The organism is Cellulomonas sp. (assembly GCF_965229465.1).
Classification (GTDB): domain Bacteria; phylum Actinomycetota; class Actinomycetes; order Actinomycetales; family Cellulomonadaceae; genus Cellulomonas.
In genome coordinates, this window is the sequence record NZ_OZ245882.1 from 805362 (window position 1) to 822793 (window position 17432).

18 protein-coding genes and 2 tRNA genes are annotated in these 17432 nt (G+C 74.0%); 11 read left to right on the forward strand and 9 right to left on the reverse strand.

Translation table 11 applies throughout. The annotated features are described in order from the left end of the window. The first annotated feature begins 126 nt into the window (after nucleotides 1-126). The 8 genes from ACO06A_RS03820 to ACO06A_RS03855 all read left to right on the forward strand — a co-directional run bounded on the left by ACO06A_RS03820 (nucleotide 127) and on the right by ACO06A_RS03855 (nucleotide 7787). A complete protein-coding gene (locus ACO06A_RS03820) occupies nucleotides 127-1356 on the forward strand; it encodes a pyridoxal phosphate-dependent aminotransferase (RefSeq protein ID WP_421736007.1) in 1230 nt (409 codons plus the stop codon). A gap of 6 nt (nucleotides 1357-1362) precedes the next feature. Next, on the forward strand, nucleotides 1363-2208 hold the full coding sequence (locus ACO06A_RS03825; protein ID WP_421734734.1) for an ABC transporter ATP-binding protein: 846 nt from the start codon (nucleotides 1363-1365) through the stop codon (nucleotides 2206-2208). Beyond that, nucleotides 2205-3041, forward strand: coding sequence for an ABC transporter permease (locus tag ACO06A_RS03830; RefSeq protein ID WP_421734735.1), 837 nt, complete (start codon nucleotides 2205-2207; stop codon nucleotides 3039-3041). Before ACO06A_RS03825 ends, ACO06A_RS03830 begins: the two co-directional genes overlap by 4 nt. Before the next feature lie 49 nt (nucleotides 3042-3090). Next, on the forward strand, nucleotides 3091-4635 hold the full coding sequence (locus tag ACO06A_RS03835; RefSeq protein WP_421734736.1) for a sensor histidine kinase: 1545 nt from the start codon (nucleotides 3091-3093) through the stop codon (nucleotides 4633-4635). Next, complete coding sequence (locus tag ACO06A_RS03840) at nucleotides 4632-5315, forward strand: response regulator transcription factor (protein ID WP_175347985.1); 684 nt, start codon at nucleotides 4632-4634, stop codon at nucleotides 5313-5315. Before ACO06A_RS03835 ends, ACO06A_RS03840 begins: the two co-directional genes overlap by 4 nt. Then, on the forward strand, nucleotides 5312-6343 hold the full coding sequence (locus tag ACO06A_RS03845; RefSeq protein ID WP_421734737.1) for an adenosine deaminase: 1032 nt from the start codon (nucleotides 5312-5314) through the stop codon (nucleotides 6341-6343). The genes ACO06A_RS03840 and ACO06A_RS03845 overlap by 4 nt, the downstream gene beginning before the upstream one ends. 62 nt (nucleotides 6344-6405) lie before the next feature. Beyond that, on the forward strand, nucleotides 6406-7335 hold the full coding sequence (locus tag ACO06A_RS03850) for a hypothetical protein (protein WP_421734738.1): 930 nt from the start codon (nucleotides 6406-6408) through the stop codon (nucleotides 7333-7335). Then, a complete protein-coding gene (locus tag ACO06A_RS03855) occupies nucleotides 7332-7787 on the forward strand; it encodes a GntR family transcriptional regulator (RefSeq protein WP_421734739.1) in 456 nt (151 codons plus the stop codon). Before ACO06A_RS03850 ends, ACO06A_RS03855 begins: the two co-directional genes overlap by 4 nt. Here the strand turns inward: ACO06A_RS03855 and ACO06A_RS03860 are convergent. The 3 genes from ACO06A_RS03860 to ACO06A_RS03870 are packed head-to-tail and all read right to left on the reverse strand — an operon-like array spanning nucleotide 7709 to nucleotide 11536. After that, nucleotides 7709-8812, reverse strand: coding sequence for a UDP-N-acetylmuramate dehydrogenase (locus ACO06A_RS03860; protein ID WP_421736008.1), 1104 nt, complete (start codon nucleotides 8810-8812; stop codon nucleotides 7709-7711). The genes ACO06A_RS03855 and ACO06A_RS03860 overlap by 79 nt on opposite strands. 58 nt (nucleotides 8813-8870) lie before the next feature. Next, nucleotides 8871-10121 carry an MFS transporter gene (locus ACO06A_RS03865; RefSeq protein WP_057210317.1) on the reverse strand — a complete coding sequence of 417 codons (1251 nt, stop codon included), beginning with the start codon at nucleotides 10119-10121 and terminating at the stop codon, nucleotides 8871-8873. Between the two features lie 14 nt (nucleotides 10122-10135). Next, complete coding sequence (locus tag ACO06A_RS03870; RefSeq protein WP_421734740.1) at nucleotides 10136-11536, reverse strand: MFS transporter; 1401 nt, start codon at nucleotides 11534-11536, stop codon at nucleotides 10136-10138. A 185-nt stretch (nucleotides 11537-11721) separates the two neighbouring features. Here ACO06A_RS03870 and ACO06A_RS03875 point away from each other — a divergent pair, with 185 nt between their 5' ends. Next, nucleotides 11722-12789, forward strand: a complete 1068-nt coding sequence (locus tag ACO06A_RS03875; RefSeq protein WP_421736009.1) for a LacI family DNA-binding transcriptional regulator — start codon at nucleotides 11722-11724, stop codon at nucleotides 12787-12789. Here ACO06A_RS03875 and ACO06A_RS03880 read toward each other — a convergent pair. The 5 genes from ACO06A_RS03880 to ACO06A_RS03900 form a co-directional block, all read right to left on the reverse strand. Continuing rightward, the gene (locus ACO06A_RS03880; RefSeq protein WP_421734741.1) at nucleotides 12782-13189 is read right to left on the reverse strand and encodes a MaoC family dehydratase; all 408 of its coding nucleotides are present in this window, start codon (nucleotides 13187-13189) and stop codon (nucleotides 12782-12784) included. The genes ACO06A_RS03875 and ACO06A_RS03880 overlap by 8 nt on opposite strands. Beyond that, on the reverse strand, nucleotides 13186-13635 hold the full coding sequence (locus tag ACO06A_RS03885) for an FAS1-like dehydratase domain-containing protein (RefSeq protein ID WP_421734742.1): 450 nt from the start codon (nucleotides 13633-13635) through the stop codon (nucleotides 13186-13188). Before ACO06A_RS03885 ends, ACO06A_RS03880 begins: the two co-directional genes overlap by 4 nt. A gap of 10 nt (nucleotides 13636-13645) precedes the next feature. After that, nucleotides 13646-13813 (reverse strand): 50S ribosomal protein L33, encoded by a 168-nt coding sequence (rpmG, locus tag ACO06A_RS03890; RefSeq protein WP_175347979.1) that lies wholly within the window; start codon nucleotides 13811-13813, stop codon nucleotides 13646-13648. A gap of 83 nt (nucleotides 13814-13896) precedes the next feature. Beyond that, a tRNA-Met gene (locus ACO06A_RS03895) sits at nucleotides 13897-13970 on the reverse strand. Nucleotides 13971-14030: 60 nt separating this feature from the next. After that, nucleotides 14031-14103 (reverse strand) — tRNA-Thr (locus ACO06A_RS03900). A gap of 127 nt (nucleotides 14104-14230) precedes the next feature. Here ACO06A_RS03900 and ACO06A_RS03905 point away from each other — a divergent pair. Both ACO06A_RS03905 and ACO06A_RS03910 read left to right on the forward strand, forming a co-directional pair. Further along, nucleotides 14231-14689, forward strand: a complete 459-nt coding sequence (locus tag ACO06A_RS03905) for a hypothetical protein (RefSeq protein WP_421734743.1) — start codon at nucleotides 14231-14233, stop codon at nucleotides 14687-14689. A gap of 42 nt (nucleotides 14690-14731) precedes the next feature. Beyond that, nucleotides 14732-15331: an isochorismatase family protein gene (locus ACO06A_RS03910; RefSeq protein WP_421734744.1), complete on the forward strand. Its 600-nt coding sequence runs from the start codon at nucleotides 14732-14734 to the stop codon at nucleotides 15329-15331. On the opposite strand, the gene ACO06A_RS03915 is transcribed toward ACO06A_RS03910, so the two are convergent. Then, nucleotides 15332-17422, reverse strand: a complete 2091-nt coding sequence (locus ACO06A_RS03915; protein ID WP_421734745.1) for a DEAD/DEAH box helicase — start codon at nucleotides 17420-17422, stop codon at nucleotides 15332-15334. Nucleotides 17423-17432 lie beyond the last annotated feature (10 nt).

Consider the following 17432-nt stretch of genomic DNA (forward strand, 5'->3'; position numbering starts at 1 on the left):
CCGGGGGTCCACTGTACGCGACGAGGGCTCGTGGGTCGAACCGTCCCGAGGGGCGCCGCGGACCGAGCCGACGGCCGAACCGACGGACAGAATTGGCGGGCACGAGTGCGCGTGACCTCTGCCACTATGGGCCCCGTGAGCGAGCAGACCTCCCCCCGTCCCCGCGTGTCCGCACGGCTGGCCGCCATCGCCGAGTCCGCGACGCTCGCGGTCGACGCCAAGGCCAAGGCGCTCAAGGCCGCCGGGCGTCCCGTGATCGGCTTCGGCGCCGGGGAGCCGGACTTCCCGACCCCCGCGTACATCGTCGACGCCGCGATCGCCGCCGCGAAGGACCCGGCCAACCACCGCTACACGCCCGCCGCCGGCCTGCCCGCGCTGCGCGAGGCGATCGCCACCAAGACGCTGCGCGACTCCGGCTACGAGGTGAAGCCCTCGAGCGTGCTGGTCACCAACGGTGGCAAGCAGGCGGTGTACCAGTCGTTCGCGGCGATCGTGGACCCGGGCGACGAGGTCATCCTGCCCGCGCCGTACTGGACCACCTACCCGGAGGCCGTCCGCCTGGCGGGTGGCGTGCCGGTCGAGGTGTTCGCCGGCGCGGACCAGGGCTACCTGGTGACCGTCGAGCAGCTCGAGGCGGCCCGCACCCCGAAGACCAAGGTGCTCCTGTTCAACTCCCCGTCCAACCCGACCGGCGCCGTCTACTCCCCGGAGCAGACCGCCGCGATCGGGCGGTGGGCCCTCGAGCACGGCGTGTGGGTCATCACCGACGAGATCTACGAGCACCTCACCTACGACCACGCCGTCTTCACGCCGATCGTCCGCGTGGTGCCGGAGCTGGCGGACACGACGATCGTGCTGAACGGCGTCGCCAAGACCTACGCGATGACCGGGTGGCGGGTCGGCTGGATGATCGGGCCCGCGGACGTCATCACCGCCGCCACGAACCTCCAGTCGCACCTCACGTCCAACGTCGCGAACATCTCGCAACGCGCCGCGATCACCGCCCTGAGCGGGGACCTCACGGCGGTCGAGGAGATGCGCACCGCGTTCGACCGTCGGCGCCGCACGATCGTCGACATGCTGTCGCAGATCGACGGCGTGCAGGTGCCGACCCCCGAGGGAGCGTTCTACGTGTACCCGTCGGTCGAGGGGGTGCTCGGCCGGACGATCCGGGGGGTCACCCCGCACACCTCGGCCGAGCTGGCCACGCTGATCCTCGAGGAGGCCGAGGTCGCGGTGGTCCCGGGCGAGGCGTTCGGTCCGAGCGGCTACCTGCGGCTGTCCTACGCGCTGGGCGACGACGACCTCGTCGAGGGCGTCACGCGCATCCAGGCGCTGCTGGCCGAGGCCGAGTAGCCGACCGTGCCGAACGCCGTCGAGGTCGCCGGGCTCCGGAAGTCCTACGGCGAGAAGCACGCGGTCGACGGCCTCGACCTGCACGTCGCGCACGGCGAGGTGGTCGCGATCCTCGGGCCCAACGGAGCCGGGAAGACGACGACCGTCGAGATCCTCGAGGGGTACCGGTCGCGGGACGCCGGCGACGTCCGGGTGCTCGGGCAGGACCCGCAGTCCGGCGACCGGGCCTGGCGCTCGCGCCTGGGCATCGTGCTCCAGACCAACAACGACCTCGCCGAGGCGACGGTCGGGGAGCTGGTGCACCACTTCGCGCGGTTCTTCCCGGACCCCCGCGACCCCGACGAGGTGATCGACTCCGTCGGGCTGCGGGAGAAGGTCACCACGCGCGCCAGGCAGCTGTCCGGCGGCCAGCGGCGACGCCTCGACGTGGCCCTGGGCATCGTCGGCCGGCCGGAGCTGCTGTTCCTCGACGAGCCGACGACCGGGTTCGACCCGCAGGCCCGCCGCTCGTTCTGGGACCTGGTGGAGGCGCTCGCCGACGGCGGCACGACGATCCTGCTCACGACGCACTACCTGGAGGAGGCCGAGCGGCTCGCCGACCGGGTGCTCGTGGTCCGCGACGGTCAGGTGGTCGCCGAGGGGACCCCCGCGGACCTCGGCGGCCGGACCGCACGACAGGCCGTGGTGCGCTGGACGCTGGACGGCGAGACGCGCGAGGTGCGGACGGACACGCCCACCCAGGTGGTCGTCGAGCTGACCGGGACCCTCGGCGGGGAGGTCCCTGGGTTGCAGGTGCTGCGCCCGACGCTGGAGGACGTGTACCTCAGCCTGATCGACGGGGGGACCTCGTGAGCGTCGTCGACACGCGGACCCGGCTGCCCGGCGTGCTGCGCCTCGGGCTGGCCCGCACCGGCTACGAGGTGCGTACCTTCTTCCGCGAGCGCGACGCGGTCGTCTTCATCTTCGCGTACCCGATCATCATGCTCGCGATCTTCGCGACGGTCTTCGGCCAGGACGGTGCGACGGTCGGCCCGGAGCCCGGGATCCCGTTCGCGCAGTACTTCCTGCCCGGCATGGTCGCGACGGGCGTGATGCTCTCGAGCTTCCAGCAGCTGGCGATCTCGATCGCCGTCGAGCGCGACGACGGCGGTCTCAAGCGGCTGCACGGGACGCCGCTGCCGTCGGCGGCGTACTTTCTGGGCAAGACCGGCGAGGTCCTGGCGACCTCCCTCGTCCAGACGGCGCTGCTGCTCGCCGCGGCGGCGCTGCTCTTCGACGTCCCCCTGCCGACGACCGCGACCGCGTGGGCCACCTTCGCGTGGGTGTTCGTGCTCGGGACGGCCGCCGGGACGCTGGCCGGGGTCGCGTTCTCCTCGGTCCCCCGCAGCGGGAAGTCCGCGAGCGCGGTGGTCACCCCGGTGGTCCTGGTGCTCCAGTTCATCTCCGGGGTGTTCTTCGTGTTCCAGGACCTGCCCACCTGGATGCAGCAGGTGGCGTCGGTGTTCCCCCTGAAGTGGATGGCTCAGGGCATGAGGTCGGTGTTCCTGCCGCCCAGCGCCGAGGCGTGGGAGGTCAGCGGCTCGTGGCAGCACGGGCCGACGGCGGCGGTGCTGCTGGTGTGGGCGGTCGGCGCGCTGGTGGTCGGGGTCCGCACCTTCCGGTGGCAGCGGCGCGACGACGGCTGACCCGGACGGCGCCTGCACGGGGCCGGGCGAGGCGGACATACTTGCGTCCATGTCACGCAGCGCCAGGGCCGGCGGCCGTGCCGACCTCCCCGGCGCGACGACCGGCTCGATCCCCGCGTACCAGCGCACGCTCGCGCACCTGACGGTCCGGGCGCGCCTGCTCACCGCCGTCGTCATGCTTGCCGCGCTCGCCGTGATGATCACCGGCGGGACCGCCTTCGCGCTCCAGGCGCGGGCGACCGACGCCCGCATCGACAACTCCCTGGCCCGGGCGGTCGCCGCGCTGCGCAGCGTGCAGGCCAAGAAGGACCCGAGCACGGGGCTGCCGTTCACCACCGTGAGGGCCGTGCTGTACGAGGGCGTCCGCAACCGCGTGCCCGGCAAGAACGAGGGTGTGGTCGCGCTGCTGAACGGGCTGCCGGTCTACTGGGCCGGGCCGCAGACCCGCGCCGTGCAGCTCGAGCAGGACCTCGCCCTCGTCTCTGCGCTGGCCGCGATCCCCGCCGACGCACCGGTCGTCGCGCGGACGATCTCCACACCCGAGACGCAGTACCGCCTGATCGCGGTGCCCGTGCTGCTCGACGGGGACCCGGTCGGCCGGGGGCTGTTCGTCGTCGCGTTCGACCGTGCGGCCGAGCGGTCCAGCCTCGGCAGCACGTTCGTCATGTACTCGGCGGTCGGGCTCGCGGCCCTCGCGGTCATCGCCTGCGTCGCCTGGTTCGTCGTCGGGCGCCTGCTCCGGCCGATCCGGCTGCTGCGCGACACAGCTCGCCGGATCACCGAGTCCGACCTGTCCGAACGCATCACCGTGACCGGCAAGGACGACCTGTCCAACCTCGCCCGCACGGTGAACGCGATGCTCGACCGCCTCGAGCGCGCGTTCGGGTCCCAGCGCGAGCTCCTGGACGACGTGGGCCACGAGCTGCGCACGCCGCTGACGATCGTCCGCGGTCACCTCGAGCTGCTGGATCCCGACGACCCCGACGACGTCCGGGCCACGCAGGCGCTCGCCCTCGACGAGCTGGACCGGATGCAGCGGCTGGTCGACGACCTGATGACGCTGGCCACCGCGGACCGCCCCGACTTCGTCCAGTCCGCCCCCACGGACGTCGGCCGCCTCACGGACGACGTGCACGACAAGGCACGCGGGCTGGGCCACCGGCGCTGGGTGGTGGCCGCCCGGGCGGACGTGACCGTCCTGCTCGACGCGCAGCGCATCACGCAGGCGTGGTTGCAGCTGCTGGCCAACGCGCACCGGTACTCCTCGCCCGGCTCCACCGTGCGCCTGGGGAGCGAGGTGTCGGGCGACCGGCTGCTGCTCTGGGTGCGCGACGAGGGGCTCGGGGTCCCCCCGGAGGAGGCCGACCGGATCTTCGAGCGGTTCCACCGCGGACAGGCCGACCGCCTCTCGCACGGTGCCGGCCTGGGCCTGCCGATCGTCGCGGCCATCGCGCGCGCGCACCACGGGCGCGTGTTCGTGGAGCATCCACCGGCTAACGTCGGGCCCGGCGTGGTCTTCGTGCTGGACCTGCCGGCCGTCGACCTCGTGGACGGCGAACCCCGACCCGTCACGGAGCTGGTGGAGTACCTATGACGCACATCCTCATCGCGGAAGACGAGGAGCGCATCGCCGCGTTCGTCGCCAAGGGGCTGCGCGCCTCCGGCTTCGAGACGAGCGCGGTGACCTCGGGCGAGGAGGCTCTGGCGACGGTGCAGTCGGGCGGCGTCGACCTGCTCATCCTGGACCTGGGCCTGGTCGACATCGACGGGTTCGAGGTCCTGCGCCGCCTGCGCGCGGCCGGGCACACCGTCCCGGTCATCGTCCTGACCGCGCGCTCGTCCGTCACGGACACGGTCACCGGGCTGGAGTCCGGCGCCGACGACTACATGGCCAAGCCGTTCCGCTTCGAGGAGCTGCTGGCCCGGGTGCGGCTGCGGCTGCGCGCGCAGGGTGTGGCCGCCGGCGAGGCGTCGGTGCTCCGGCACGGCGCGCTCCAGCTGGACCTGCGCACCCGGAGGATCAAGGTGGGGACGCAGGAGGTGGATCTGTCCGCCCGCGAGTTCGCGCTGGCGGAGACGTTCCTGCGGCACCCCGGCGACGTGCTGACGCGCGAGCGCCTGCTGTCGGAGGTGTGGGGCTTCGACTTCGACCCGGGCTCCAACGTGGTCGACGTGTACGTGCGGTACCTGCGGCGCAAGGTGGGCGCCGAGCACTTCGACACCGTCCGCGGCGTCGGCTACCGGCTGATCGACGCGACCGCGGCAGGCGTGTGAACACGCACATCCGTCGCGATCTGGCTCTCCTGCCCAAGGCGCACCTGCACCTGCACTTCACCGGTTCGATGCGGATCTCCACGCTCGCCGACCTGGCCACGACCTACGGCATCCGCCTCCCGGCCGCCCTGCTCGACGCGGATCCCCTGCACGTCCCCGCCGACGAGCGGGGGTGGTTCCGTTTCCAGCGGCTCTACGACGCCGCGCGGGCGTGCGTGCGAGGCGAGGCCGACATGCGCCGGATCGTCGCCGAGGCCGCCGAGGACGACGCGCGGGAAGGGTCGGGTCGGCTCGAGATCCAGGTCGATCCCACGTCGTACGCACCCTTCGTCGGCGGGCTGACACCGGCGCTGGAGATCGTCATGGACGCGGCCCGCGAGGCATCCGTGGCCACCGGCGTCGACGTCGGGGTCATCGTGGCGGCGTCGCGCATGCGGCACCCGCTGGAGGCTCGGACGCTCGCCCGGCTCGCCGCGCACCACGCGGGCGACGGGCCCGGGCAGGTGGTCGGCTTCGGCCTCTCCAACGACGAGCGACGCGGCGAGACCCCCGACTTCGCGTCGGCGTTCGCCATCGCGCGCCGGGCCGGGCTGGCGTCGGTGCCGCACGGCGGCGAGCTGCTCGGTCCCGCGCACGTGGAGGACGTCGTCGGGCACCTGCACCCCGACCGGCTGGGGCACGGCGTCCGGTCCGCCGAGGATCCGCGGGTGCTGGAGCGCGTGGTCGACGAGGGCGTAGCGCTGGAGGTGTGCCCGGCGTCGAACGTGTCGCTCGGCGTGTACGCGACCGCGGCGGACGTCCCGCTGCGCGCACTCGTGGCCGCGGGCGCGACCGTGGCTCTGGGCGCCGACGACCCGCTCCTGTTCCTCTCGCGCCTGGTGGACCAGTACGCGATCGCGCGGGACGTGCACGGGTTCTCCGACCACGAGCTCGCGGAGCTGGCGCGGTCGTCGATCAGGGCCAGCCGCGCAGGCGACGACGTGCGCGCCCGCCTGCTGGCCGGGGTGGACGACTGGCTGACCACTTGACCCGGACGCCGGCCTACGGCATTGTGTCAATCAATTGATTCATTGACACAAAGGAGTTCGGGATGTCCGTCCTCGTCCCCGTGCTGTTCGTCCTGGTGGCGCTCGCGATCGGCACGGCCCTGCGGCCGACCCGGACCGTCGGACCGGTCAGCCCGTCCGACGCGTGGCTGGCCGCCGCCCGGCACGCCGCCCGCGTCTCCGCGAGCGCCTGGACCGCGCTCGTCGCGGCACCACTGCTGGTCGCCGTCGCGGTGATCCCCGGGCTGCGCGGCGTGACCACCGGCCTCGCCCTGGGACTGCTCCCCGCAACCGGCGGGGCCGCGTTCCTGGCCGTGCATGCGGCTGGGGAGCTCACCTGGCCCCGGCCGACGGGTGCCGTCCGCCGTGCGGCACTCAGCCGCCGAGGGCTCCGAGACATCGCGCCCACCGGCCTGGCCGCCCTGGTCCTCACCTGGTCGGCTGCGCTCCTGGTGCTCCTCACGGTCTGCGCGGTCGTCGCGACGGACGACGGACGCGCCCTCCCCTGGCACCACGGCCCGGACATCACCAGCACAGCCGGCCCGTTCCCGGGCTGGTTCTACGGGCGCTGGATCGGCCTCGCCGTCGCGGTCCTGCTCATCGGCTGCGCCGCCGTCCTGCGACTGGTCGCGCGCCGGCCGGCGGTGAGCGACGCTTCCGCCGACGACGACACCGCTCTGCGACGGCTCTCAGCGCGGCGCGTGCTCGGCGGAGTGCAGCTGGTGCTCGGCTGGACGCTCAGCGGCTGTCTCGGCATCGCGAGCCAGGCGCTGCGGTCGGCCCAGAGCGGCTCCGTCGACGGGGTCCCGTTCGGCAACCCGCTGGCAGAGGCGGCCGCTCTCGCGGGCATGCTCGTCGCCCTGGTCGTCGCGGTGGCGTCCGCGGTCGTCGCCGGGCGGTCCGCCGTCCGCGCTCGTGGTGCCACGGAGCCTCGGGCCGCGGTCGGGGCCGCGGCGCAGGCGCACGCGTCATGAGCGCCGAGCTCGAGGTCGACCTCACCTCCGGCGTTCCCGCGTTCGAGCAGATCCGCGCGCAGGTCGTCGCGCACGTCGCGTCGGGACGGCTGGTGGCCGGTGACCGGCTGCCGACCATCCGCGCACTGGCCACCGACCTCGGGCTGGCCGCAGGCACCGTGGCGCGCGCGTTCCGCGAGCTTGAGGCGGAGGGGGTCGTCGAGACCCGGCGCCGCGCCGGCACCGTCATCGCCGAGGGCGCGTCGGTCCCCACCGACATCGCCCGTCGCGCCGCCGAGACGTACGTGACCGCGGTGCGCGCGGCCGGGCTGACCGACGACGAGGCGCTCGTGCTGGTGCACGGCGCGCTGCTCGGGCGGCAGCGCGTGACGCGTCAGAGCGTGACGCCCACCAGCACGGGCTCGGGCTCCAGCTCCACGCCGAAGGTGGACCGGACGCCGTCGCGCACCTGACGCGCCAGCGCGAGCAGGTCCTCGGCCTTGGCACCCCCGCGGTTGGTCAGGGCGAGCGTGTGCTTGGTCGACAGGGTTGCCGGGCCGGGGGCGCCGAAACCGCGGGAGAACCCGGACCGCTCGATGAGCCAGGCGGCGCTGGTCTTCACGCGGTCGTCGTCGGCCGGGAAGCGCGGGGCGTCGTCCGGCAGCGCGGCTGCCTCGGCGGCGCTGAGGTGGGGGTTGGTGAAGAACGAGCCGGCGCTCCACGTGTCGTTGTCCGCGGCGTCGAGCACCATGCCCTTGCGGGCGCGCAGGGCGAGCACGGTGTCGCGCACCTCGGCCAGCGGGGCGCGGCCGCCCACCTCGACGCCCAGCGTGCGGGCGAGCTCGGCGTAGGCGATCGGGCGGGAGAGCGAGCCCGGGCGGAGCTGGAACGTCACGTCGAGCACCACGTAGCGGGGGGTCGGGGACCACGGGGACTGCGGGTCGGTCGGGTCCGTCTCGCGCATCGAGCGCTTGAGCAGCGAGGTGCGGTAGCCGAACGCGAGCGTGACCAGGGGCAGCGTGCGGACCTTGCCCCGGCCGCGGTCCCAGACCCGGACGGTCGCGATGCTCTGCGACACCTCCTGCCCGTACGCGCCGACGTTCTGCACCGGCGTCGCACCCGTGGACCCCGGGATGCCGGAGAGTGTCTCGATCCCGGTCAGCTCCTGCTCGACCGCGTAGCGCACCACGTCGTCCCACGGGGTGCCGGCCGGGACGTTGAGCGTGGCGCCGGCGCACGCGGAGGCGTCGGGCACGTCGATGCCGCTGCGCACGTCCCGCACGACCACCCCGTCGAACCCGGCGTCGGCGACGAGCAGGTTGGAGCCGCCGCCGAGCACGAGGACCGGCTCGGAGTCGGCGTCGGCCGCGCGGACCGCGTCGATCAGCTCCGCCTCCGTCGTCGTCTCCACGTACCGCCGCGGCGCACCGCCCACCCGGAGCGTGGTGAGGTCCGCGAGGGTGGTGGACGAGGGGGCGGTCCGGGCCGGCCAGGTGATCGTCGGAGGGACGGTCGCCGGCGAGCAGTCCGCCGTGCTCAGCTCACTCTGCACCACGTCAGGCTACGCGGTCCCTGCGCAGGGGCGCGGCGGCGTTGACGACCAGCAGTCCCAGCACGATCGGGACGATGATGACCAGCAGCGCGTGCCGGTAGCCCACGTGCTGCGCGAGCAGCCCGAGCAGCGGCGGGCCGGCGAGGAACGCGCTGTACCCGATGGTCGAGACGACGCTGACGCGCTGGGCGGCCCGCAGGGGGTCGTCGGCCGCGGCGCTCATGCCCACGGGGAACCCGAGGGCCGCGCCCGCGCCCCACGCCACGATGCCCACGACCGCGAGCCACAGCGGGTCGGCGAGCCCGAAGATCAGCAGGCCCACGAGCGACAGCCCGGCGCACAGGCGCAGGACCGCGACGCGGCCGTACCGGTCGAGCAGCGTGGTGCCGAACCAGCGCATCGCGGTCATCGCCGTGACGAACACCGCGAACGCGACCGCGCCGACCGCGTCCGCGACGTCGAACCCGTCCACCACGGCGAGGCTGACCCAGTCGTTGGCGGACCCCTCGGTGAGCGCCGCCGCGAGCACGACGAGGCCGATGAGCAGCGTGCGCGGCTCGAGCCAGGCGGCCAGGGCACCCCGCGCACCTGTCTGCGGACGGTCGGCCGCGTGCCGGACCTCGGGCTCGTCGGCGGTCGGCAGGAACACCCGGACCGCGAACGCGACGCCGATCACCGACAGGACGACCGCGATCGGGATGTGCACCACGACCGGCACGTGCAGGGCAGCCGCGACGGCGGCGATCCCGGCGGCGGCGACCGTGCCGAACGAGAACCCCGCGTGGTAGCGGGGCATCACGGTCCGGCCGAGGTGCTGCTCGACGGCCGCGCCCTCGACGTTCATCGACGCGTCCCACACCCCCGTGCCGACGCCGAACAGGACCAGCCCCAGCCCGACGACGAGCACCTGACCGAGGGCGACGCCGACCGACGCGACGATGAGGCCCGAGGCGTTGAGGATCGCGAACGCGAGCACCGTGCGGCGGGCACCGAGGCGCTCGACCACCATCCCCGACAGCGGCAGGGACAGGAGCGAGCCGACCGAGCCGACGAGGAGCAGCAGGCCCATCTGCGCCGGCGAGAAGTCGAGCCCGTCGCGGATGGCCGGCAGGCGGGCGGCCCAGCTGGCGAAGTTGAACCCGTTGAGGAAGAAGACCGCGAACACGGCGATCGACGCCCGTTCGACGGCCCGCGAGGCGCGTGCGGGCGCGCTCGGGACGGTCAGCTCGTCGTCGTGTCCCGCTGGCGTCGTCATCGGCCCTCCGGTGCTCATGATGTCGTCCGTTCCTTGTTCACTGCACGCACGGGGCGAGCGCGATGCCTGATCCGCCGCGTGCGGGCGGTCACGTGGTCGGCGTGCCGGGCCACGATCGCGCCGTAGGGGTCGGGGTCGGCGTCGGCGAGGTGCGCGAGCGGCTCGTCGTCGTCATGACGTGCGGGTACGGCCTCGTTCGACGCCTGCTCCGGCGCGACGTGGCGGGCCAGCAGGACGCTCGCCACCATGGCGACCGCGATGAGCACGAGCGCGTGCCGGGCCCCGGTCGAGGCGGCGGCGATGCCCAGCAGGGGCGGCGCGGCGATCGATGCGACCGAGGCGAAGGCCGACACGACCGCCACGCGACCGGCCGCACGCATCGGGTCGTCGGAGGCGGCCGCGATGCCCACCGGGACGGCCAGCGCGGCGCCGAAGCCCCAGAGCACGATCCCGACGCCGGCGAGCACGAAGCTGGGCGCGAACCCGAAGAGCAGCAGCCCCACGACCGACACGGTGCCCGAGACACGCAGGACGGCCACCCGGCCGAACCGGTCGATCAGTCGCGTGCCGAGCAGCCGGACGAGGGTCATGGCACCGACGAACACCCCGAGCATCGCGCCGCCGACGGCCTCGGTCCGGTCGAAGCCGTCGACGACCGCCAGCGACAGCCAGTCGTTGGCGGAGCCCTCGGACAGTGCGGCAGCCATGACGACCACCCCGATCAGCAGCGTGCGGGGCTCGCGCCAGGAGTCGAGGGCGGTCGCGATGCGGCGGCCACGGCCCACGGTCACGGCGCCGGCGACCGCGCGGCTGGGCGTACGGGGGCGGTCCCCCGGCACGTCGGGCAGGACGAGCCCGCGCAACGAGGCCAGCCGCCAGACGACCGCGAGGGCCGCGACGGCGGTGAACTGCACGGCCACCGAGATGCCCAGGTGCGAGGCCGTCGCGCCGAGCGCGGAGCCGGCGACCGCACCGACCGAGAACGCGGCGTGGAACTGCGGGATGACCGTGCGGCCCATCGCCCGCTCGACGCGCGCGGACTCCACGTTGAGCGGCACGTTGCCGAGCGCGACCGCGACGCCGTTGAGGAAGATCCCGATCCCGAGCAGTCCGACCGAGCCGACGGTCGGCCCGGCGCCCATGAGCACGAGCGCGACCGCGAGGACGGCCGTCGAGGCGACGACCGCCACGCGGCTGCCGAACCGCTGCACGACCATGCCCGAGAACGTCACGGTGAGCAGCGCGCCGACCGAGCCGATGAGCAGCAGCAGCCCGAGCTCGGAGGTGGACAGGTCGAGCAGGTCGCGGACCGTCGGGATGCGGGCCAGCCAGCTGGAGAAGGTGATGCCGGCGAGGGCGAACAGTCCCATGAGGAGCCAGCGGGCTCGACTCAGGGCGAGGGAAGGGTGGCGCACGTACTTGCTCCGGAGGCGTTGATCGAGAGGCGATCGAATCGATTCGACCAGGCGCCGTCGTCAGCGGTCGAATCGATTTGAGGGTCGTAGCCATTCTGCGGGTACGCTTGCCGCTGCGTCAACCGTGCGCTCGCCCGCGCGTCGCAGGAGCCTCCGTCCCGCGATGCCGATCCGGAGGTCCGACCCTGTCTCCGCACCGCCCCACCCTGGCCGACGTCGCCGCCGCCGCGCACGTGTCGGTGTCGACCGCCTCCCTCGCGTTCTCCGGTGCGGGCCCGATCGCCGCAGCGACTCGGCAACGCGTGCTGGACGCGGCCGCGGCGCTCGACTACTCCGGCCCGAACCCGCTCGGGCGCCAGCTGCGCCGCGGCCGGTCCGGGATCGTCGGCGTCGTGGTGGGCGACTCGCTGCGCCGGTCGTTCCGGGACCCCGTCTCCATCCAGGTGCTCGACGGGCTGGTCAGCACGCTCGGCCCGCTGGACCTGGGCGTCCTGCTCATCCCCGGCTCGAGCGACCCGGCCGGACCCGCGGTGGACCCCCTGCTGGAGACCGCCGCCATGGACGTCGCCGTGATCATGTGGGGCGGCACGACGGACGACCCGATGCTCGGCGCCCTGCGGCGGCGCGGGACCCCGACCGTGCTCGTCGAGGGCCAGCCGCTCCCGGACGTCGCGTCGGTGGGGATCGACGACCGCGGCGGGATGCGCGAGGCCACGGAGCACCTGCTCTCCCTCGGCCACACTCGGATCGCCTCCGTCACGCTCCCGTTCGACCGCTCGCGCGGCGAGGGGCTCGTCGCGCTCGACCAGATGGACCACCTCGACTGGGAGATCACCCGCCGCCGGCTCGACGGCGTGACGGACGCGGGCGTGACACCGGTCGCGATCTGGGAGACGCCGGCGTCGCTGGTGGAGCACGGCCGCACCGCCGGGACCGCCCTGCTGTCGACGCCGGACCGCCCCACCGCCATCGCGTGCCAGTCCGACCTGCTCGCCTCCGGCGTCGTGCTCGCCGCGCGCGAGCTCGGGCTGCGCGTGCCGGAGGACGTGTCGGTCAGCGGGTTCGACGGCCTCGACCTGCCCTGGCTGGCCCCCGACGTGCTCACCACGGTCGTGCAGCCGCTCGCGGAGAAGGGTGCCGCCGTCGGGCACGCCGTCGAGGCCTTCCTGGCCGGCGAGGGTCCCACGCGCCAGATGCTGCCGGTCAGCCTACGGATCGGCACGACGACCGGTCCGGCACCGACCGTCAGCTGACGCGGACGACCGCCTGGGCCTTGCCGAGCACGCGGACGCCGTCGACCGCGACGGTCAGGTCGATCCGCGCCGTGCCGGCCTCGGGGTCCAGCGCACCGACGACGGCGGTCACCTCGACGGTCGCCGCGCCCGGGTCGGGCACCGGCACCGGCCGCGTGAAGCGCACCTGGTAGTCGAGGACCGCGCCCGGGTCCCCGATCCAGTCGGCGACGACGCTCGACGCGGCACCCATGGTCCACATGCCGTGGGCGATCACGCCGGGCAGGCCGACCGAGGTGGCGACGCGGTCGTTCCAGTGGATCGGGTTGAAGTCGCCGCTGGCGCCCGCGTACCGGACGAGCCGCGCGCGGTCGACGGTGATCTCGCGGCGGGCGACCTCGTCGCCGACGGCGAGACTCATGACTCCTCCGGGCGGACGGCCAGGGTGGAGATCACCGTGGTGACGGGCTCGCCGTCCTCGGCCGCGATCTCGGCGCGCGTGGTGATCATGGCCAGTCCGGCACGCACGGTGATCGAGTCGACGTGGAGCACGGTCACCAGGCGGTCGCCCGCGTGGATGGGCCGGTGGTGCGTGAACCGCTCGTCGGCGTGCACGACGCGGCTGAAGTCGATCCCGGCGGCGGGGTCCTCGAACAGCTGTGCCTCGGCACGCTGCGCCACCAGGACGGCAAACGTCGGCGGCGCGATCACGTCGGGGTACCCGAGCGTGCGCGCCACCGACGGATCCGTGTGGGCTGCGTGGGAGGCGCCGACCGCGTCGGCGAACTCCTGGAGCTTCTGGCGGCCTACCTCGTAGGCAGCGGTCGGCGGGTACTGACGACCCGCGTACCCGACGTCGACCGGCATCAGGACGAGGTCAGCGGGTCTCGCGGTGCAGCGTGTGCTTGTTGTCGCGGGGGCAGAACTTCTTCATCTCGAGACGGTCGGGGTCGTTCCGACGGTTCTTCTTCGTGATGTAGTTCCGCTCCTTGCACTCTGTGCAGGCGAGCGTGATCTTCGGGCGGACGTCCGAGCTCTTGGCCATGGTCTTGTCACCTCTCGCACCCGTACGGGTACCGCGTTCTCGTCATTGTGCGCCGGCCGACGCACTGTTGTGTCACCTGGCGGTAGCGGGAGCGGGACTCGAACCCGCGACACCACGATTATGAGCCGTGTGCTCTAACCACCTGAGCTACCCCGCCATGTCGATGCGCCCGGGAGAGTGCCGCGCAATCACGGCACTTCCTTCGAACACACCACAGAGCCCCGAAAGGGAATCGAACCCTTGACCTTCTCCTTACCATGGAGACGCTCTGCCGACTGAGCTATCGGGGCAGCGCGAGCAAGGTTACACGGGCCTTGGGGTGGTCGCGAAATCGGCCCCTCCGGCCGCCCCCGGACGGCCCTGCCTAAAGGATTCACACGTGGTCGCCCTCCGGCACCGCGTGCCACGATCCGGCCCATGCGCCAGCCCCGACGCAGCACTGCTGCTGCCCTCACGCTCACCGCCGCCCTCCTGCTCAGCACCGCCGCGTGCACCGGCGGCGACGCCGACGACGCCGCGCCGACCGCGGCCGTGGCGACGGCACCCGCGTGGCCGACGGCGATCGACCCGACGGCCACCGCCGAGCCGTTCTGGGTGGTCTGGACCGAGGTCGTCGAGACCGGCGCCGGCGACACGAGCACCCTCCAGCCCTCGATCGACTCCCTGGCGGCGCTGGACTACCAGACCCTGCCGCTCGACCCCGCCTGCCAGAGCGGCGCCGAGGAGCAGCTGGCGGGGCTCACCGGGTTCGGCAACCCGCTCGGGGTCGGCGTCGCCTTCGGGTCGGCGCAGGACGCCGGCACGTTCGACACCCTGTACGAGGGCGCGACCGTGTCGATCACCGAGGGCACCTACACGTGCGGCACCGCCTCCTGACCCGCTGAGCAGGTGCTCCGCGGCTGGACGAGAATGGGCGGCATGAGCAGGGCACTGATCGTCGTCGACGTCCAGAACGACTTCTGCGAGGGCGGCTCGCTGGCGGTCACCGGCGGGGCCGCCGTCGCGCGGGCCGTGTCCGCCCACCTGCGCGAGCACGGTGACCGGTACGCGGCCGTCGTCGCCACGCGGGACTGGCACGCACCCCTGCCGGACACCAACGACGGGCACTTCGCCACCGACGCCGAGCCGGACTACGTCACCACCTGGCCGGTGCACTGCGTCGCGGGAACCCCCGGCGCCGAGTACCACCCCGAGATGCTGCTGCCCCCGGACACGGTCCATGTCCGCAAGGGCCAGAGCCGGCAGGACTACTCGGGGTTCGCAGGGGAGGTCGTCGGCGGCGACGGGGCCCGGCTGACCGAGGTCCTCAGCGCGGCCGGCGTCACGGAGGTCGACGTCGTCGGCCTGGCCACCGACCACTGCGTCACCGCGACCGCCCTGGACGCCCGCGCGGACGGGTTCGACGCGACGGTCCTGGTGGACCTGACGGCCGCCGTGGCCCTGCCGACCACCCTGCGGGCCGCGGCCCGGCTGTCGCAGGCCGGGGTGCGCGTCACGACCGCCGAGCCGCTGGCCTGATCAGCCGCGCAGGGCCAGCGCGAACGGCAGCACGGCCGCCGCACCGGCCTGGCGTAGCTCGCGGGCCGCGACGGTCATGGTCCACCGGCTGTCCACGAGGTCGTCGACGAGCAGCACCGGCCCGGGCGGCAGGGCGAGCGCGGACGCGTCGAACCGGCCCCACACGCCCGCCAGCCGGAACGCGCTGTTGCCGCCCGGCTCCCCGCTCGGACCGCCGTCGCGTGGCGTGAGGGCACCCGTGTACGGCAGCCGGCCGATCTCGGCGATCCCCCGGGCCAGGGAGTCGACGAGCAGGGGCCGCCGACGCGACGGCAGGGCGACGACCGCGACCGGTCGCTCGTCCCAGCCCCACTGCGCGAGCACGCGGACGCAGCCGTCGAGCATGGCCCGGGTGACGGGCGCGTCGGCGGCGCCGGCGGCGAAGATCTCGCGCAGGGCGGTCCCCCAGCCGAGGTCGGTGAGACGGGCGAGCGCCCGTCCCTCGACGGCCCGCTCCGACTCGGCGATCCGGCCGCGCACGGGCAGGCCGAGGCGGTCCGCGCCGACCGGCCACTGCACGCGCGGCTCGACGGGCACGCCGACGCGGTCCAGGGAGCGCTCCGCCGACGCCGTGGCGCCCTCGGCGACGTCCCGGGGGTACCAGGCGCCCGCGCACGAGTCGCAGCGCCCGCACGGGGCCGCGGTCTCGTCGTCGAGGCTCCGCTGGAGGAACTCCATCCGGCAGCCGTCCGTGCGCTCGTACTCGAGCATGTGCTCCTGCTCGGCCTGCCGGGCTGCGGCGATGCGGGCGTAGCGCTCCGCGTCGTAGGTCCACGGATGCCCGGTGGCCACCCAGCCGCCCTGCACCCGGCGCACGGCGCCGTCCACGTCGAGCACCTTGAGCAGCAGCTCCAGCGGGGTGCGGCGGACGTCGACCCGCGCCTCCAGGGCCGGCGTCGACATCGGCCGGTCCGACAGCTCCGCGATGACGCGCTCCGCCCGGCCCTGGCTGGGCATCGAGGACGTGGCGAAGTACTGCCAGATGTCCGGGTCCTCGGTGCCGGGCAGCAGCAGCACGTCGGCGCTCTCGGTAGCGCGACCGGCGCGGCCCACCTGCTGGTAGTAGGCCACCGGCGAGGAGGGCGCGCCGAGGTGCAGCACCCAGCCGAGGTCGGGCTTGTCGAAGCCCATGCCGAGCGCGCTCGTCGCGACCAGCGCCTTGACCTCGTTGGCCTTGAGCGCCGCCTCCGCCGCCTCGCGGTCCGCGGGGTCGGTCTGGCCCGTGTAGGCGCGCACGTCGTGGCCGGCCTCGCGCAGCAGCCGTGCCGTGTCCTGCGCGGCCGCCACCGTGAGCGTGTAGATGATCCCCGACCCGTGCAGGTCGCCCAGGTGGCTGAGCAGCCAGGCGAGCCGCGTCCGCGCGTCGGGCAGCCGCAGCACGCCGAGGCGCAGGGACGCCCGGGCCAGCGGTCCGCGGATGGTGAGCACCCCGTCGCCGCCCGAGTCCAGCTGCTCGGCGACATCGGCCACCACGCGGCTGTTGGCGGTCGCGGTCGTCGCGAGCACCGGGACGCCCGCGGGCATGGTCGCGATCAGGTCCCGCAGGCGCCGGTAGTCGGGGCGGAAGTCGTGGCCCCAGTCGCTGATGCAGTGCGCCTCGTCGACCACCAGCATGCCCAGCCGCCGCACCAAGGCCGGCAGCTGGTTCTCCCGGAACGCCGGGTTGTTCAGCCGCTCGGGCGAGACCAGCAGCACGTCGACCTCGTCGGCCGCGAGGCGTGCCAGCAGCTCGTCCCACTCGTGCGCGTTGGTCGAGTTGATGGCCACCGCCCGCACGCCGGCGCGCTCGGCGGCGGCCACCTGGTCGCGCATGAGCGCCAGCAGCGGCGACACCAGGACGGTCGGGCCGGCCCCGCGCTGGCGCAGGAGCATGGTCGCGACGAAGTAGACCGCCGACTTGCCCCACCCGGTCCGCTGCACCACGAGCGCGCGGCGGTGGTCGTCGACGAGCGTCTCGATGGCCTCGAACTGCCCCTCGTGGAAGTCGGCGGTCGGGTTGCCGACGAGTCGGCGCAGCACGTCGAGGGCGGCGTCACGGGTGGTCTGGGGCACGCGCCCCACC

What these genes read in the sequence shown, in the direction of transcription:
- ACO06A_RS03820 (WP_421736007.1), top strand. Translation starts at nt 127, where the DNA reads ATGGGCCCCGTGAGCGAGCAGACCTCCCCCCGTCCCCGCGTGTCCGCA.
- ACO06A_RS03835 (WP_421734736.1), top strand. Translation starts at nt 3,091, where the DNA reads ATGTCACGCAGCGCCAGGGCCGGCGGCCGTGCCGACCTCCCCGGCGCG.
- ACO06A_RS03840 (WP_175347985.1), top strand. Translation starts at nt 4,632, where the DNA reads ATGACGCACATCCTCATCGCGGAAGACGAGGAGCGCATCGCCGCGTTC.
- ACO06A_RS03850 (WP_421734738.1), top strand. Translation starts at nt 6,406, where the DNA reads ATGTCCGTCCTCGTCCCCGTGCTGTTCGTCCTGGTGGCGCTCGCGATC.
- ACO06A_RS03855 (WP_421734739.1), top strand. Translation starts at nt 7,332, where the DNA reads ATGAGCGCCGAGCTCGAGGTCGACCTCACCTCCGGCGTTCCCGCGTTC.
- ACO06A_RS03865 (WP_057210317.1), bottom strand. Translation starts at nt 10,121, where the DNA reads ATGACGACGCCAGCGGGACACGACGACGAGCTGACCGTCCCGAGCGCG.
- ACO06A_RS03880 (WP_421734741.1), bottom strand. Translation starts at nt 13,189, where the DNA reads ATGAGTCTCGCCGTCGGCGACGAGGTCGCCCGCCGCGAGATCACCGTC.
- ACO06A_RS03885 (WP_421734742.1), bottom strand. Translation starts at nt 13,635, where the DNA reads ATGCCGGTCGACGTCGGGTACGCGGGTCGTCAGTACCCGCCGACCGCT.
- rpmG (WP_175347979.1), bottom strand. Translation starts at nt 13,813, where the DNA reads ATGGCCAAGAGCTCGGACGTCCGCCCGAAGATCACGCTCGCCTGCACA.
- ACO06A_RS03905 (WP_421734743.1), top strand. Translation starts at nt 14,231, where the DNA reads ATGCGCCAGCCCCGACGCAGCACTGCTGCTGCCCTCACGCTCACCGCC.
- ACO06A_RS03910 (WP_421734744.1), top strand. Translation starts at nt 14,732, where the DNA reads ATGAGCAGGGCACTGATCGTCGTCGACGTCCAGAACGACTTCTGCGAG.